Annotated in this window: 14 protein-coding genes; 10 read left to right on the top strand and 4 right to left on the bottom strand. The window is 68.1% G+C overall.

The window, feature by feature from the left end; translation table 11 throughout:
* Positions 1–12: 12 nt before the first annotated feature.
* A complete protein-coding gene (hutH, locus tag DBO33_RS18420; protein ID WP_107660374.1) occupies positions 13–1,572 on the bottom strand; it encodes a histidine ammonia-lyase in 1,560 nt (519 codons plus the stop codon).
* Positions 1,573–1,659: 87 nt separating this feature from the next.
* On the opposite strand from hutH, the gene DBO33_RS18415 reads away from it, so the two are divergent.
* A complete protein-coding gene (locus DBO33_RS18415) occupies positions 1,660–2,442 on the top strand; it encodes an IclR family transcriptional regulator (RefSeq protein ID WP_107656152.1) in 783 nt (260 codons plus the stop codon).
* Here DBO33_RS18415 and DBO33_RS18410 read toward each other — a convergent pair.
* Positions 2,439–3,236, bottom strand: a complete 798-nt coding sequence (locus DBO33_RS18410) for an SAM-dependent methyltransferase (RefSeq protein ID WP_107656151.1) — start codon at positions 3,234–3,236, stop codon at positions 2,439–2,441. The genes DBO33_RS18415 and DBO33_RS18410 overlap by 4 nt on opposite strands.
* Before the next feature lie 288 nt (positions 3,237–3,524).
* Here DBO33_RS18410 and DBO33_RS18405 point away from each other — a divergent pair, with 288 nt between their 5' ends.
* From DBO33_RS18405 to DBO33_RS18395, 3 genes are read left to right on the top strand one after another with little or no spacing between them, the layout of a single operon-like run.
* Complete coding sequence (locus DBO33_RS18405) at positions 3,525–3,989, top strand: MarR family winged helix-turn-helix transcriptional regulator (protein ID WP_107656150.1); 465 nt, start codon at positions 3,525–3,527, stop codon at positions 3,987–3,989.
* Between the two features lie 2 nt (positions 3,990–3,991).
* Entirely contained in the window at positions 3,992–4,414 is a 423-nt protein-coding gene (locus DBO33_RS18400) for an organic hydroperoxide resistance protein (protein ID WP_107656149.1), read from the top strand.
* 15 nt (positions 4,415–4,429) lie between these two features.
* A complete protein-coding gene (locus tag DBO33_RS18395; protein WP_107656148.1) occupies positions 4,430–5,413 on the top strand; it encodes a zinc-binding dehydrogenase in 984 nt (327 codons plus the stop codon).
* Between the two features lie 2 nt (positions 5,414–5,415).
* Here DBO33_RS18395 and DBO33_RS18390 read toward each other — a convergent pair whose 3' ends face one another.
* Positions 5,416–6,969 (bottom strand): phytoene desaturase family protein, encoded by a 1,554-nt coding sequence (locus tag DBO33_RS18390; protein WP_107656147.1) that lies wholly within the window; start codon positions 6,967–6,969, stop codon positions 5,416–5,418.
* A gap of 66 nt (positions 6,970–7,035) precedes the next feature.
* Positions 7,036–7,968, bottom strand: coding sequence for a PDR/VanB family oxidoreductase (locus DBO33_RS18385; RefSeq protein ID WP_107656146.1), 933 nt, complete (start codon positions 7,966–7,968; stop codon positions 7,036–7,038).
* 145 nt (positions 7,969–8,113) lie between these two features.
* On the opposite strand from DBO33_RS18385, the gene DBO33_RS18380 reads away from it, so the two are divergent.
* From DBO33_RS18380 to DBO33_RS18355, 6 genes are all read left to right on the top strand, one after another.
* A complete protein-coding gene (locus DBO33_RS18380) occupies positions 8,114–9,271 on the top strand; it encodes an acyl-CoA dehydrogenase family protein (protein ID WP_107656145.1) in 1,158 nt (385 codons plus the stop codon).
* 95 nt (positions 9,272–9,366) lie between these two features.
* Entirely contained in the window at positions 9,367–9,891 is a 525-nt protein-coding gene (locus DBO33_RS18375) for a YiiD C-terminal domain-containing protein (RefSeq protein ID WP_107656144.1), read from the top strand.
* Positions 9,888–10,778 carry an alpha/beta hydrolase family protein gene (locus tag DBO33_RS18370; protein ID WP_107656143.1) on the top strand — a complete coding sequence of 297 codons (891 nt, stop codon included), beginning with the start codon at positions 9,888–9,890 and terminating at the stop codon, positions 10,776–10,778. Before DBO33_RS18375 ends, DBO33_RS18370 begins: the two co-directional genes overlap by 4 nt.
* 9 nt (positions 10,779–10,787) lie before the next feature.
* Positions 10,788–11,921 (top strand): ABC transporter ATP-binding protein, encoded by a 1,134-nt coding sequence (locus DBO33_RS18365; RefSeq protein WP_107656142.1) that lies wholly within the window; start codon positions 10,788–10,790, stop codon positions 11,919–11,921.
* A 45-nt stretch (positions 11,922–11,966) separates the two neighbouring features.
* Positions 11,967–13,340 (top strand): ABC transporter substrate-binding protein, encoded by a 1,374-nt coding sequence (locus tag DBO33_RS18360; protein ID WP_107660373.1) that lies wholly within the window; start codon positions 11,967–11,969, stop codon positions 13,338–13,340.
* Positions 13,337–14,200, top strand: a complete 864-nt coding sequence (locus DBO33_RS18355) for a metallophosphoesterase (protein ID WP_107656141.1) — start codon at positions 13,337–13,339, stop codon at positions 14,198–14,200. The genes DBO33_RS18360 and DBO33_RS18355 overlap by 4 nt, the downstream gene beginning before the upstream one ends.
* Positions 14,201–14,202: the final 2 nt, after the last annotated feature.

Here is a 14,202-nt window from a genome sequence, read left to right as displayed (position 1 = left end):
ATGTCTGAAAAGTCAGGACCCGTTCGAGGACGCCAGGTGGGGGGCGACCGCGCGGGTGAGTTCGCCGGAGCGGATCAGTGCCTCGGCCGCGGCGATCTCGGGAGCGAGATGGCGATCGGGGCCGGGGCCGTCGACCTTCGTGCGTAGCAGCGCGCGGGCCGCGGCGGTGGCGGGCGCCGGGCGCAGCGGCGCACGGAAGTCCAGTGCCCGTGCGGCCGTGAGGTATTCGACGGCCAGCACGGTGGTCAGGCCGTCCACCGCGGTGCGCAGTTTGCGGGCGGCGGACCAGCCCATCGACACGTGATCCTCCTGCATCGCGCTGCTCGGGATCGAGTCCACCGACGCGGGCACCGCCAGGCGCTTGAGCTCACTCACCACGGCGGCCTGGGTGTACTGGGCGATCATGTGCCCGGAGTCGACACCGGGGTCGGCGGCGAGGAACGCCGGAAGGCCGTGCGAGCGTGCGACATCGAGCATCCGGTCGGTCCGGCGCTCGGCCATGCTGGCGACGTCGGCCACCGGGATGGCGAGGAAATCGAGCACGTAGGCGACGGGGGCGCCGTGGAAGTTGCCGTTGGATTCCAGCCGGCCGTCCGCGAGCACCACGGGATTGTCTACGGCGGAGGCCAATTCGCGGCCGGCGACCAGCTCGGCGTGCGTGACGGTGTCGCGGGCCGCACCGTGCACCTGCGGCGCGCAGCGCAGCGAGTAGGCGTCCTGCACCCGATTGCAGTCCGGCCCACGGTGACTGGCCACGATCTCCGAACCGGCCAGGGCGGCGGCGATCCGCGCGGCCGAGCGGGCCTGGCCCGGGTGCGGGCGCAGCGCCTGGAGGTCGGCGGCGAACACCCGGTCGGTGCCGAGCAGCGCCTCCACGCTCATGGCCGCGGTGAGGTCGGCGATGTCGAGCAGCATGTGCAGGTCGGCGAGCGCGAGGGTCAGCATGCCGAGCATGCCGTCGGTGCCGTTGGTGAGCGCCAGCCCTTCTTTCTCGGCCAGTACGACCGGCTTGATGCCGTTGGCGCGCAAGGCCGTTGCCGCGTCCGTCACGTTCCCGGCAGCATCGATGACCTCGCCCTCACCCATCAGCGCGAGGGCCACCGCGGCCAGCGGCGCGAGGTCACCGGAGCAGCCGAGCGAGCCGTACTCGTGCACGATCGGGGTGATGTCGGCATTGATCAGCGCGGCGAGGGTGGCCGCTGTCTCCGGGCGGATCCCGGTGTGGCCGGTCGCCAGGGTGCGCAACCGGAGCACCATCAGCGCGCGAACCACCTCGCGCTCGACCGGCCGGCCCGCCCCGGCCGCGTGCGAGCGGATCAGCGAACGCTGCAGGGCGGTGCGACTCTCCTCGGGAATGTGGCGGGTCGCCAGCGCGCCGAAGCCGGTAGACACGCCGTAGGTCGGCACGGTGCCCGCGGCGAGCGCGTCGACGTGCGCCCGGGCCGCGGCCAGCCGGTCCTCGGTGGCCGCACTCAGGTGCACCTTGGCGCCGAGTCGCGCGACAGCGACGACCTGCTCCCCGGTCAACGGTCCATCGAGGGCGACGGTCGGTAGCTGTGCAGTTTCGGGCATGGGCACCATTCCACCGTCGCGGCGGGCAGTGGAGAATGAGGGTCGGTCCGAATCTGTCTGATATCCAAGACTCGCCGAGGAGATGGCATGGGAACGAGCAGCGACGTCCCGGCGTTGCGCCGCGGCTTGGCGGTGTTGCAACTACTCGCGGGCCGGGCCGGACCCATCTCCGCCTCGACGATCGCGCGCGAACTCGGGCTGCCCCGGTCCACCACATACCACCTGCTCGGCGAGCTGGAGGCGGCCCGTTTCGTCACCCGGCTGCCCAGCGAGCGCCGCTACGGGCTCGGCATCGCCGCGTTCGAACTCGGCTCCGCGTATCTGCGCCACGATCCGCTGGAGCGGCTGGCCGGGCCGCTGCTGCGCGAACTGGTCGAGGAGGTCGGTCACAACGCGCACCTCGGGGTGCTGCACGGCAACGAATTGCTGTATCTCATCAAGGAACGCCCGTCGCGGCCGGAAACACTGGTCACCAATGTGGGGGTGCGGCTGCCCGCGCATCTGACGGCCTGTGGCCGGGCGATCCTCGCCTACCTGCCTGCCGCGCAGATCCGCGCGCTGTTCCCCTCGGCGTCGTCGTTCGTCCGCCGTACCGAGCGCGGACCCAATTCGCTGGCGTCGCTGCGCAGCATCCTGGCCACCGAGCGCAAGCGCGGCTGGGCGTGCGAAGACGGCCATGTGACACCGGGTTTCGCCTCGGTGGCCTATCCCGTCTTCGACCACAACCAGCGCCCGATCGCGGCGATCAGCGTCACGCTGCGCCATCACTGCGAGGCCACGCCGTGCCCGGCCGACTGGGCGCCGCTGGCCGGGCGGGTGCGGATCACCGCGGACAGCCTCACGCATCGCATCGGCGGCCGGGTCACCTAGGTTTTGCGGCCGACGCCGCCCCATGCGGCCGAGGGCGGTTCGTTCGCGGCCTCTGGGTTGTCGGGGTGCCAGTGATTGACCGCAACGATGCCGGGCGGCACGAGTTCGAGATTCTTGAAGACTTCGCGGACCTGGTCGACGCTGCGCACATAGTACGGAACGGCGCCGGTTTTGGAGTAGTAATCCGAAAGGCGAACCAGCCGGGGATCTTCGTTGGTGCCCTCGTACATCGCGAAATAGCTTCCGGACGGAATGGCTTCCTGCAGCGCGCCGGTGATCCGGATAACGTCGTCCCAGGTGCGTGCGTGGCCGAGAACGCCCATGAACATCACGGCAATCGGTTTGTTGAAGTTCAGAATGTTGCGCGCCTCGGTGACGACCTGATCGGTGTTGTGGAAATCCGCTTCTATCAGAGCGGTCACGCCTTCGTCGGTCGTATTGATCAACAACGCGCGGGCATGGGCGAGGACGAGCGGATCGTTGTCCACGTAGACGATCTTGGAGTCGGGCGCGACACCCTGTGCGACCTCGTGCGTGTTCTGCATGGTGGGCAGACCGGTGCCGACGTCGAGGAACTGGCGGATGCCGCACTCGGCGGCGAGGTAACGCACCACCCGTATCAAGTACCGGCGCGATTGCCGCGCCATGGTGCCGATTTCGGGATACACCGATTCCCCCGACTCACCGGCTATCCGATCGACTTCGTAAAAGTCCTGACCACCGAGCCAGTAATTCCAGATTCGTGCGGAATGCGGTACATCGGTGCGGATCAGCCGATCGCTTTCGCGGACCATGATGCGGCTCCTCGAGAGGTGGTACTTGCGGCTGACTGTACAAGCGTCCAAGGGCCCGCGTCGGCGAATTACGACATAAACACCGAAGAGTCAGATTGGACACGAGTCGCGCGTTCCGCCGAACGCGCGGAGGGCGCTTCTCGCCAGCCCAGTGGGCTCCGACACTCTACATCTTTCGTCGTTCCAGGCGGTGACCGGGAACACAGCATCCTTCGACATCGCAGGCAGTGACCGGGAACACCGCCAGATTGGTTGTGCACAATATAATTGCGGACTACGTTGTTGGACATGACCGATCATCTGACCCTCGATGAGCAGATCTGCTTCCCGCTGTACGCGGCATCCCGGGCGATGACCGCGGTCTACCGGCCGAAGCTGGAACGGCTCGGGCTGACCTACCCGCAGTACCTGGTGATGCTCGCCCTGTGGGAACGGGACGGGCGTAGCGTCGGCGAGGTGTGCCAGGCGCTCGCGTTGGATTCCGGCACGCTGTCTCCGCTGCTCAAGCGGCTGGAGGCGGCGGGCCTGGTGCAGCGCAGGCGCTCGGCCGCCGATGAACGACGCGTCGATATCCAGCTCACCGAACGCGGGCGCGAGCTGCGGGCCCAGGCCCGCGATATACCGGCCGAAATGGCCGCGGCCTGCGGCCTGTCCATGGACGAGTTCCTGGCGCTGCGCGAAACGCTGCGCAGGCTCACCGTCGCACTGGCTGCAGCCAGCGAACTGCCGGCTTCATCGAACGAAGGAGAATAGACATGCAGATCCTCTACACCGCGGAAGCCCTGGCGACCGGCGACGGCCGCAACGGACACGCGCGCACCACCGACGGCAAGGTCGACGTCGACCTGGCCGCGCCCAAGGAAATGGGCGGCAGCGGCCAGGGCACCAATCCCGAGCAGCTGTTCGCGGCGGGTTACGCGGCCTGCTTCCATTCGGCGTTGCGGCTGGTCGGCAAGCAGGCCAAGGCGAACATCGACGACTCCGCCGTCGGCGCGAAGGTCGGCATCGGACCGAACGACGCGGGCGGGTTCGCCCTGGCGGTCACCCTCGAGGTGTCGCTGCCGCATCTGTCCCGCGAGGAAGCCCAAGCCCTCGCCGACAAGGCGCACCAGGTGTGCCCGTACTCCAACGCCACCCGCGGCAACATCGACGTCGACGTCGTTGTCGCCGAAGACTGAACGAAGGAGCAAAGCATGCGTGCGGTAGTCATCGAGAGTTTCGGCGAGCCCAAAGACGTACTGACCGTGGCGGAACGGCCGCTGCCCGAACCGGGCGAGGGTGAGGTGCGGCTCGAGCTGGTCCTCGCGCCGATCCACAATCACGACCTGGCGATCGTGCGCGGGGTGTACGGCTACAAGCCGCCGCTGCCCGCGATCCCGGGGACCGAAGGGGTCGGCCGGGTCGACGCGCTCGGCGCCGGGGTGACCGGATTGACTGTCGGGCAACGGGTTACCGTGTCCGGCGCGCAGAACGTGTGGGCCGACTATTTCGTCGTCAAGGCCGCTCAGGTGGTGCCGGTGCCGGGTGCGGTGTCCGACGAGACCGCCGCCCAGTTGCTCGCCATGCCGCTCAGCGCGCTGATGCTGCTGGAGGATCTCGAGGTGGCTGCGGGTGACTGGATCGCCGTCAACGCGGCGAACGGCGCGGTCGGACGGCTGGTCAATGTGCTTGCGCGGCAACGCGGTATCAACGTGCTCAACCTGGTGCGCGGGCCGAAATCGGTCGAGGCCTTGCGCTCGGCGGGCTTCGAGCCGGTGTTCGACACGGAGGCCGAGGGCTGGCGGGACGAGGCCGTCGCCGCCACCTCCGGCGCGCCGATCGTACGTGCCGTCGATCAGGTCGGTGGGCGGGCGGCCAGCGATGCGATGGCCTTGCTCGCACCCAAGGGGCAGCTGATCTCGTTCGGTGCGCTGTCCGGTCAGCCGTTGACGCTCGGTCCCGGCGAACTCATCTTCAAGCAGATTGTGGTGAAGGGTTTCTGGGGTTCCAAGCGGATCGAGGAGACCTCGGCCGAGGACCGCAGGCGGTTGATCGGCGAACTCGTGTCCGCAGCGGCGCAGGGGGTGCTTCGGCTCGATGTCGAAGCTACCTACTCGTTGGATTCGGCGGCCGACGCGGCCGTGGCCACCGAGAGCCCGGGACGCAGCGCGAAGATCGCGCTGGCCCCGAAGGTCTGACGTTACGGGTGCGGCTCGAGGACGGCCATGGCGGCATTGTGACCGGGGATGCCGCTGACACCGCCGCCTCGGACCGCGCCCGCGCCGCACAGGAACACATTGCGGTGGCCGGTCGAGACGCCCCAGCGCACGGCCGGATCGGTCGCGTCGTCGTCGGGGCAGTAGGGGAAAGCCAAGTCGCGGTGGAAGATATGGCCGCCGGGGAGGCCGACCTCCTGTTCGAGGTCGAGCGGGGTCTTCGCCTCGAGACACGGTGCACCGTGCTCGTCCGCGGCCAGACACTCGCTGATCGGCTCGGCGAGCACCGAATCCAGCTGGGCGATGGTCGCTTTCACGAGTTCGGCCTTTACACCCGCTGGGTCCTTGGCGAAAAGCTTTGTTGGTGTGTGCAATCCGAACAGGGTGAGGGTGTGGGCGCCCTGTGCGGCCAGCTCCGGGGACAGGATCGACGGGTCGGTCAGTGTGTGACAGTAGATCTCCGACGGCGGTGCCGACGGGATCCGGCCGATCGCGGCCTCGCCGTAGGCCCGGTCCAGCTGCGAATAAGACTCGCCGATGTGGAAAGTCCCGGCGAACGCTTCCCTCGGATCCACCGAACTGTCCCGCAGCCGGGGCAGTCTGGTGAGCAGCATGTTTATTTTCAGTTGCGCGCCTTCGGGTTTCGGTTCCGCCGGTGCGCCCAGCAGCCGGGCGAGCTCGTGCGGCGCGGCGTTCACCAGCACGTGGCCCGCGCCGACCACCCCGTCCTGGTAGCTCACTTCCGCCGCGCGGCCGTCGGTTTCGATCCCGGTGACCGGGCAGTCGGTGACAATTTCCGCGCCCGCAGCGCGGGCCGCGTCCGCGAGCGCATCGGTGAGCGCGCCCATGCCACCCACCGGCACATCCCAGTCCCCCGTGCCATTACCGATCACGTGATACAGGAAGCAGCGATTCTGGCGCAGCGTCGAATCGTGCGCCTGAGTGAACGTGCCGATCAACGCGTCGGTGAGCACGACACCGCGCACCGTGTCGTCGACGAACTCCGACTCGATGAGCTCCCCCAGCGGCCGTTCGAACAACGCGGTCCAGGCGAAGTCGTCGTCGACCACTCGGCGCAGCTCCGCGGGTGACGGCAACGGACGCGTCAGCGTGGGAAACACCCGCTCAGCCAGCCGTCCCGTCCTCGCGTAAAACCGTTGCCACGCAACGAAATCCTGATCCGAACCGGTGAGCCGCACAAAACTCTCGCGCGTACGCTCCGCCGACCCGGTATCCACCAGCAGCCCACCCGCCTTCACCGGCGTGTACGACGAGATCCGCCGCCGCCGCGTCACGAACGCCAGCCCCAGCTCATCGATGATCTGCCGCGGCAACAAACTCACCAGGTACGAATACCGGGACAACCGCGCACCCACCCCGTCGAACACCGAGGCCGACACCGCCGCACCCCCCGTACGCGCCTGCCGCTCCAACACCAGCACCGACCGTCCGGCCCGCCCCAAATACGCGGCGGCCACCAACCCATTGTGACCACCACCCACAACCACCACGTCATACGACGACCGAGTCGGCTTCATCCGTCCTCGATAGCACGAATCCGCCCGATCGACACCCGCAACACAGCGAAACCCCGCGGCGGCAGGTCAGAGGTCGAGGACGAGCAGGTCCGACCGCGCTCGGGAGACGCACAGCATCATCGTGTCGCCACGATCCTGCTCCGCCGCGGTGAGTAGCGAATCACGATGGTCGATATCGCCGGCGAGAACGGCTGTTTCGCAGGTACCGCACGTACCTTCGCGGCAGGAGGTGACGAGGCCGATGCCGGCCCGCTCCAGTACGTCGGCGATGGACTGATTCGCGCCGACCCGGAAAGTTCTACCGCTGCTTGCCAATCGGACCTCGAACGAGCCGTTCGGCGCGAATTCCATCGGTCGTGGCACAAACCGCTCCAGGTGCACCGGTATCCCGCACCGCGCCCCCTCCGCCTCCACCGCCGCGAGTAAGGGTTCGGGTCCACAGCAATAGACGACGGCATCGCTGTGCTCGGCGAGGATGTCGGCGATGGGTAAAAGACCGTGCTGATCCTGTGGCAGCAGCCGCGCGGCCGGATATGTGGTCGCGAGCTCGTCGGCGAAGGCCATGTGCCCGCGGGATCGGCCGCCGTAGTACAGCGACCAGTGTGCGCCCGCGGCGTCGGCGGCAGCCAGCATCGGCATGATGGGCGTAATTCCGATGCCACCCGCGACAAACACATAGCTCTCGCGCGCAACGAGCTCGAAATTGTTGCGCGGCAGCGAAACTCGCAGCATGCTACCGGGTAGCGCAGTGCTGTGCAGATGCTGCGAGCCGCCTCGACCGGCCGGCTCGTGCAACACAGCGATGCGCCAACGATCGGTCACCGCCGGATCACCACACAGCGAATATTGCCGGACACCCGCGGCGCCTACTGCCACATCGATATGCGCACCGGGCGTCCAGCTCGGCAACTCTCCGCCGTCGGGTGCGGCCAATTCGAGTGAGAACACTCCCTCGGCCTCGTCACGGCGCGCCGACACCCGTACCGGAAACTCTGTCATCTCGTCCCCTCACCTGCGGTCGTCCTCTCGCTCACCGTCTCGGACATCGGCTGGCTACGGGATGGGCGAATCAGCAGTCGATTCGCACAATCGACGTTGACTATCGCCGCCGACGCCGCCGGGGTGGCGCCCTGAAACTTGCGCCATGACGACTGTGGGGCAATTGGTGGACAAGACCACCCGGTTCATTCGTGACCAGGTCGTTCCGGTGGAACGCGAGGTCATCGTCGACGGGCGGGTGATGGACGACGCGCTGCGCCTCGACCTGCAGAAGAAGGCCAAGGAGGCGGGGGTGTTCGGGCCGCTGTCGGACCCGAAGTACGGCGGGCTCGGCCTGGATACCCGCGCCCAGGCCCAGGTGCTGGAGGCGGCGGGGGCCAGCCTGCTCGGGCCGATCGCGGTGAACGCCTGGGCGCCCGACGACGGCAACATCCATCTGCTCGCCCACGTAGCGAACGCTGAGCAACAGGAGCGCTACCTCGCGCCGCTGGCGTCCGGTGAGGTGCGTTCGGCGATCGCGATGACCGAACCTGCCCCCGGCGCCGGCTCCGACCCCGGCATGTTGCAGACGGTCGCCGAGGAGACCGACGGCGGCTGGGTCATCAATGGCGCCAAGCATTTCACCACGGGCGCGCAGGGAGCCGCGTTCACCATCTGCGTCGCGCGCACCGGCGACGGGCCGACGATGTTCCTGGTGGACCAGGACAACCCGGGTCTGCGGGTCGGGCGCCGGATGCCGACGCTCGACCACACCAGCGCCCCGGGCGGACACTGTGAGGTCACCTTCGTCGACTGCTTGGTGCCGGACTCCGCCGTACTCGGCGAGGTCGGCCAGGGACTGGTGCTCGCCCAGGTGCGGCTCGCCCCGTCCCGGCTGGTGTTCTGCATGAACTGGCTCGGACTGGCGGTGCGCGCGCACCGGCTCGCCATCGAACACATCAGTACCCGAACATCTTTCGGCATCCCGATCGCCGAGCACGGCCTGGCTCAGGGTTTGGTCGCGGACAATGAGATCGACATCGCCGCCGCGCGCGGCGTGATCCGCACCGCCGCGGAGACCATCGACGCACAGGGTCCCACCTCGTCGCAGGCGCGCCACGACGCGTCGATCGCGAAAACCTTCGTCTCCGAGGCGGTCTGGCGGGTGCTCGACCGCGCCGTCCAGCTGCACGGCGGCCTCGGGGTCTGCGAGGACTACCTGGTCGCCCGATTCCTGGTGGAGGCGCGGGCTTTCCGTATCTACGAGGGGCCGTCGGAAGTGCTGCGCTGGTCCATCGCTCGCCGCGCGCTGCGTAATCGCTGACGGCACTTCGCCATCGCTGAAGACACCGCGTCATCGCTGATGACACACCGCACAAGCGCTGCAAGCCACCGCGTAATCGCTGAAGGGAGAACCGCATGACCACACGAGAGCTAGCCGGTTTCGCCGCCGCCTACCCCGAACTCGACGGTGCCGCCGTCGACTACGAATACCTGCGGGCCGTGTCGCAGGACATGGTGCCGTTCGGCCGCCACGTCGGCACCCGGATCACCGAGATCAGCCCGGAGCGGGCCGTCGTGGAGATCCCGGCCGTCGACTCCGTCCGCAATCACATGGGCACCGTGCACGCGGGCGCCCTGTTCACCGCCGCCGACATCGGTGGCGCGGCGGCGTTCGTCGGCGCGGCCGCACCCCGGCTGTCCACCATCGAGCGCCTGGTGCTGCGAGCAGGCACGGCGTCCTACCGCAAGCCCGCCATCGGCCGGATCCGCGCGATCGCCACCGTCGACCAGCGCGAGCTCGCCGAGGTGCTGGCCGCGACCGTGTCGAATCGCTTCGAGTTGTCCGGTAAGGCCGCGCTGGTGGACGACAGCGACGTGGTCGTCGCCAAGTTCACCTTCGACTACGTCTGCGACGTGACGATCCCGGAGTCCGGCCGATGACTACGGCGGCAAAGAAAGGCGCCGAGTTCGCGGCGCTCGAATCGACGACGGTCTCGACCGCCGACGGTGTCACCTTCACCGTCCGTTTCCTGCCTGCCAAGAAGGCCGACGCGCCGGTGGTGCTGATCCTGCCCGCGATGGCGATGAAGGCGAAGAACTACCTGCTGCTGGCGAAAGAGCTCAATGCCCAGGGGCTTTCGGTCACCACCTGCGACTTGCGGGCGCACGGCGAGGCTCAGCCCGAGCTCGGGCTGCACCGCGACTTCGGCTATCGGGAGATGCTGGAGATCGACATGCCCGCGATCGTGGGCGCGGTGCGGCAGCGTTTCCCGGACGCGCCGATCCACCTGTTCGGCCACAGCCTCGGCGGGCAGGTGGCCTTGCTGTTCGCCGCCGCCGAACCCGAGAGTGTCGCCGGGGTGACCGTCATCGGCACCGGCACGGTGTTCTGGTGGGCGTTCGGCCCGCGGCGCTGGTTCGAGGCGCTGAGTCAGATCCAGTGGATCGGGCTGGTGTCGCGCTGGAAGGGCCACTGGCCTGGCGGCGTGCTGATCCCCGCGCCCATGCCGGGCGGCGTGATGCGCGACTGGGCGATGCACTCGCTGACCAGCTTCTACCGGCCGAAAGGTTCAGCGCGCAAGTACAACTCGCTGCTGCGCGACATGACGGCGCCGGTACTGGTCATCTCGCTGTCCGAGGATGTGCTCGGCCCGAAGTCCAATGTCGACTTCCTGGTCTCCCGGATGCCGAAGGCCCGGGTCACCCAGTGGCACATCGACGAGGACTCGCCGGTCGCGCACCGCGATCACTTCACCTGGGTCAAGGATTCCCCGGCGATCGCGGCCCGTGTCGCGACCTGGATTGTCGCCGGCGAACTGCCCGGCTGAGGAGAACTGGTGGCAAGACTGCGAATTGACAAGGTGTCGAAGCAATTCGGCGCGACCTACGCGGTGCGCGAGGTGAGCCTCGACATCGCCGACGGCGAGTTTCTGGTGCTGCTCGGGCCGAGCGGGTGCGGCAAGTCCACGCTGCTGCGGATGATCGCGGGCCTGGAAGATCCCACCGACGGCCTGATCCTGTTGGACGACAACGACATCACGCACCGCGCGCCGCAGCAACGCGATCTGGCGATGGTGTTCCAGAGTTACGCGCTCTACCCGCATCTGACGGTGGCCAAGAACATCGGCTTTCCGCTGCGCGCCAGGCACACTCCGCGCTCGAAGATCGCCGAGCGGGTGGCCGAGGTGGCCGCCGTGCTCGGGCTCGACGAGTTGCTGCGCCGCAAGCCCGCCGCACTCTCGGGTGGGCAGCGGCAGCGAGTCGCCCTGGCCCGCGCCATGGTTCGTGATCCCGGCGCGTTCCTGATGGACGAGCCGCTGTCCAACCTGGACGCCAAACTGCGCAGTGCGACCCGCGCGGAGCTGATCGCACTGCACCGCAGGCTGGGGGCGACGTTCCTGTATGTCACCCACGATCAGGTCGAGGCGATGACCATGGCCGACCGGATCGCGCTGCTCAACGAGGGACAGGTGGAGCAGGTCGGCACGCCGACCGAGCTGTACGACCGGCCGCGGTCCACCTTCGTCGCCGGGTTTCTCGGTGCACCGCCGATGAATCTGTTCCCCGGGGTGGTCACCGAACGAGACGGCCGGCTGTTCCTGGTGGCCGATGGCATCGACGTCGAATTGGCTATCACCGCTGCTGATTTCGGGGCGAACCTCGAGGTGATCGCAGGCATTCGGCCCGAGCAGCTGCGCATCGACGCGACCGCCGCACACATCCGCGGCCGGGTCACCATGGTCGAAAACCTGGGCAGCGAGGAACTGATCCACTGCACCACCGGCGACCACACGCTCTGCGTCCGCGCGCCGCGCCCCGCCGACGTGCATGCCGACGACAGCATCGGGCTGCGCGTCGATCCCGCCCACCTCCACCTGTTCGATCCAGCAACCGGCCTGCGCATGACATGGCAAGAGCCGCAGCGGGATTCGGTAGCCGACAGCGTCGAGGAACCCGTCGCTGTCGCCTGACTCGTGACAACGCCGTCCGACACCCCCAATAATGAGGAGAACACCGTGAAACGCACCGCGCCCATCTTGGGCATGGTGTTCGCAACCACCGTCGCGCTCAGCGCTTGCGGCGGACTCGGGAGCACCAGCACCGATTCGAACTCCAGCACCGCGCAGATCCCGGACCTGACACCGGATCAGCAGGTGTCCATCGTGTTCGAGTCCTACAATTACGGGCTCGCCGGCGCGTGGACCGATACCTTCAACACGCTGATCGCCGACTTCGGCAAGAAGTTCCCGAACATCAAGGTGACGGCGCAGAAGCCGCAGGGCAACAGCCCGAACCCGGCCACGGATACGATCTCCAGCATCCAGAACCAGACGGTCGCAGGCACCCCGCCGGACGTCGCGCAGCTCGGCTTCAGCGACCTGGACTACACCATCCATCAGCTGGGCGCCAAGCCGCTGGACACGCTGGTCTCCCAGCAGGAGGTACAGCGCAACTTCGACGGGGCAAAGCACCCGTACGCGCCGAAGGCCAGGACCCTCGCGGATTGGGACGGCCACACCTACGGCGTGCCGTTCGTATTCTCCACCCCGGTGCTGTACTTCAACGCCTCGCTGTTCACCGCGGCCGGGCTCGATCCGGCCAAGCCGCCGAGCACCTGGCAGCAGGTCGCCGAGGCTTCGGCGGCCATCACCGGGAAGACCGGTAAAGGCGGCATCTACGTCGACTGCCTGACCAAGACCGCCAAGGACTGGTGCTTCCAGTCGCTGGTCCGGTCCAACGGTGGCCGGGTGATCTCCGAGGACCGCAAGACGCTGACCTTCGCCGACGCGCCCGTGGTCGAGGTCGCGCGGCAGCAGCAACAGCTCGTCGAGGCGGGCAGCATGCCGAAGCTGAACCAGAAGCAGGGGTACGAGGCGTTCGCGCGCGGCGACATCGGCATGATCCTGGAGACCAGCGCGATCCAGGGCACCTTCACCACCGGCGCCAAGGACAAGTGGGACCTGCGCTCGGCGCCGATGCCGAGCTTCGGAGCCAAGCCGACGGTGCCGACGAATTCCGGTGCCTCCCTGCACATCCTGTCCAACGACCCGGCCAAGCAGCGGGCGTCCTGGGAGCTGATCAAGTTCCTGACCAGCGAAGCCGCCTACACCAAGATCTCGCAGGGCATCGGCTATCTGCCGCTACGCACGGGGCTGATGGACGATCCGGACGGGCTGAAGGAGTGGTCGGCGAAGAATCCGCTGCTGGCCCCGAACGTCGCGCAGCTGGCGAACATGGAGCCGTGGATCTCCATGCCGGGCACCAACTACCTGCAGATCCGCGACGGCATGATGGACGCGGTCGAGGCGATCGTGTTCCAGGGCAAGGATCCCCAGTCCACCCTGAGCGCCGCCCGTGAGCAGGCCGCCAAACTGCTGCCCGCGTCATGAACCCGCCGGTCACGATCGTCCAGCTCACCGACACCCACATCCGGCCCGCCGGGGAACGGGTGCACGGCAAGGTCGACACCTACGAAAACCTCACGCACGTCCTGCAACAGCTGCGGGCCTCGCAGCAGCGGATCGACGCGCTGGTGCTCTCCGGTGACCTGACCGACAACGGGTCGCCGGAGGCGTACCGGCGGCTGCGCGACGCGGTCGAGCCGGTCGCCGCCGAGCTGGGCGCGCAGACGGTGTACGTGATGGGTAATCACGACGACCGCGCGGCCTTCGGCACCGAGCTGCTCGATAGCGACTCCGCCACCGCAGATCCCGACTTCACCCACGATCAGGTCACCGAGGTCGGGGGGCTGCGGGTGATCGCGTTGGACAGCACCACCCCGCGCCGCCACGACGGCCGGCTGGAGCCCGAACAGCTGGACTGGCTGGCCGAGCAGCTGCGGCAGCCCGCACGGCACGGCACGCTGCTCGTGCTGCACCACCCGCCGATCCCGTCGCCGATCGCGACCACCGAGTATCTGCGGCTCGAACAGCCGGAACTGCTCGAAGAAGTGCTCGCGGGATCGGATGTGCGGCTGATCATCTGCGGGCACAACCACCTGACCGGTGCGGCCGCGCTCGGCGGCATCCCGGTCTGGATCGGCCCGGCGCTGTCGTATCGGATCGATCCGATCGCGCCGATCGGACGGCACCGCGGGCTGCTCGGCTTCGGTTACAGCCGGATCGATCTGCTCGGCTCGACCCTGGTCGCCACCGCGATCGAGGCCACCCCGGCCGAAACCCTCTACGACAGAACGGAACAGGACGTGCTCGAACAGCTCGCCGCGTTGGCCGCGGCGGAGGCCGGGTAGGT

The sequence above is a fragment of the Nocardia suismassiliense genome (genome assembly GCF_900269665.1).
Classification (GTDB): Bacteria; Actinomycetota; Actinomycetes; order Mycobacteriales; family Mycobacteriaceae; genus Nocardia; species Nocardia suismassiliense.
Note: the sequence above shows the minus strand (reverse complement) of the source record. Positions and strands in the feature narration are given on the sequence as shown.

What these genes read in the sequence shown, in the direction of transcription:
- DBO33_RS18405 (WP_107656150.1), top strand. Translation starts at nt 3,525, where the DNA reads ATGACCGATCATCTGACCCTCGATGAGCAGATCTGCTTCCCGCTGTAC.
- DBO33_RS18370 (WP_107656143.1), top strand. Translation starts at nt 9,888, where the DNA reads ATGACTACGGCGGCAAAGAAAGGCGCCGAGTTCGCGGCGCTCGAATCG.
- DBO33_RS18385 (WP_107656146.1), bottom strand. Translation starts at nt 7,968, where the DNA reads ATGACAGAGTTTCCGGTACGGGTGTCGGCGCGCCGTGACGAGGCCGAG.
- DBO33_RS18390 (WP_107656147.1), bottom strand. Translation starts at nt 6,969, where the DNA reads ATGAAGCCGACTCGGTCGTCGTATGACGTGGTGGTTGTGGGTGGTGGT.
- DBO33_RS18415 (WP_107656152.1), top strand. Translation starts at nt 1,660, where the DNA reads ATGGGAACGAGCAGCGACGTCCCGGCGTTGCGCCGCGGCTTGGCGGTG.
- DBO33_RS18355 (WP_107656141.1), top strand. Translation starts at nt 13,337, where the DNA reads ATGAACCCGCCGGTCACGATCGTCCAGCTCACCGACACCCACATCCGG.
- hutH (WP_107660374.1), bottom strand. Translation starts at nt 1,572, where the DNA reads ATGCCCGAAACTGCACAGCTACCGACCGTCGCCCTCGATGGACCGTTG.
- DBO33_RS18400 (WP_107656149.1), top strand. Translation starts at nt 3,992, where the DNA reads ATGCAGATCCTCTACACCGCGGAAGCCCTGGCGACCGGCGACGGCCGC.
- DBO33_RS18380 (WP_107656145.1), top strand. Translation starts at nt 8,114, where the DNA reads ATGACGACTGTGGGGCAATTGGTGGACAAGACCACCCGGTTCATTCGT.
- DBO33_RS18395 (WP_107656148.1), top strand. Translation starts at nt 4,430, where the DNA reads ATGCGTGCGGTAGTCATCGAGAGTTTCGGCGAGCCCAAAGACGTACTG.
- DBO33_RS18410 (WP_107656151.1), bottom strand. Translation starts at nt 3,236, where the DNA reads ATGGTCCGCGAAAGCGATCGGCTGATCCGCACCGATGTACCGCATTCC.
- DBO33_RS18375 (WP_107656144.1), top strand. Translation starts at nt 9,367, where the DNA reads ATGACCACACGAGAGCTAGCCGGTTTCGCCGCCGCCTACCCCGAACTC.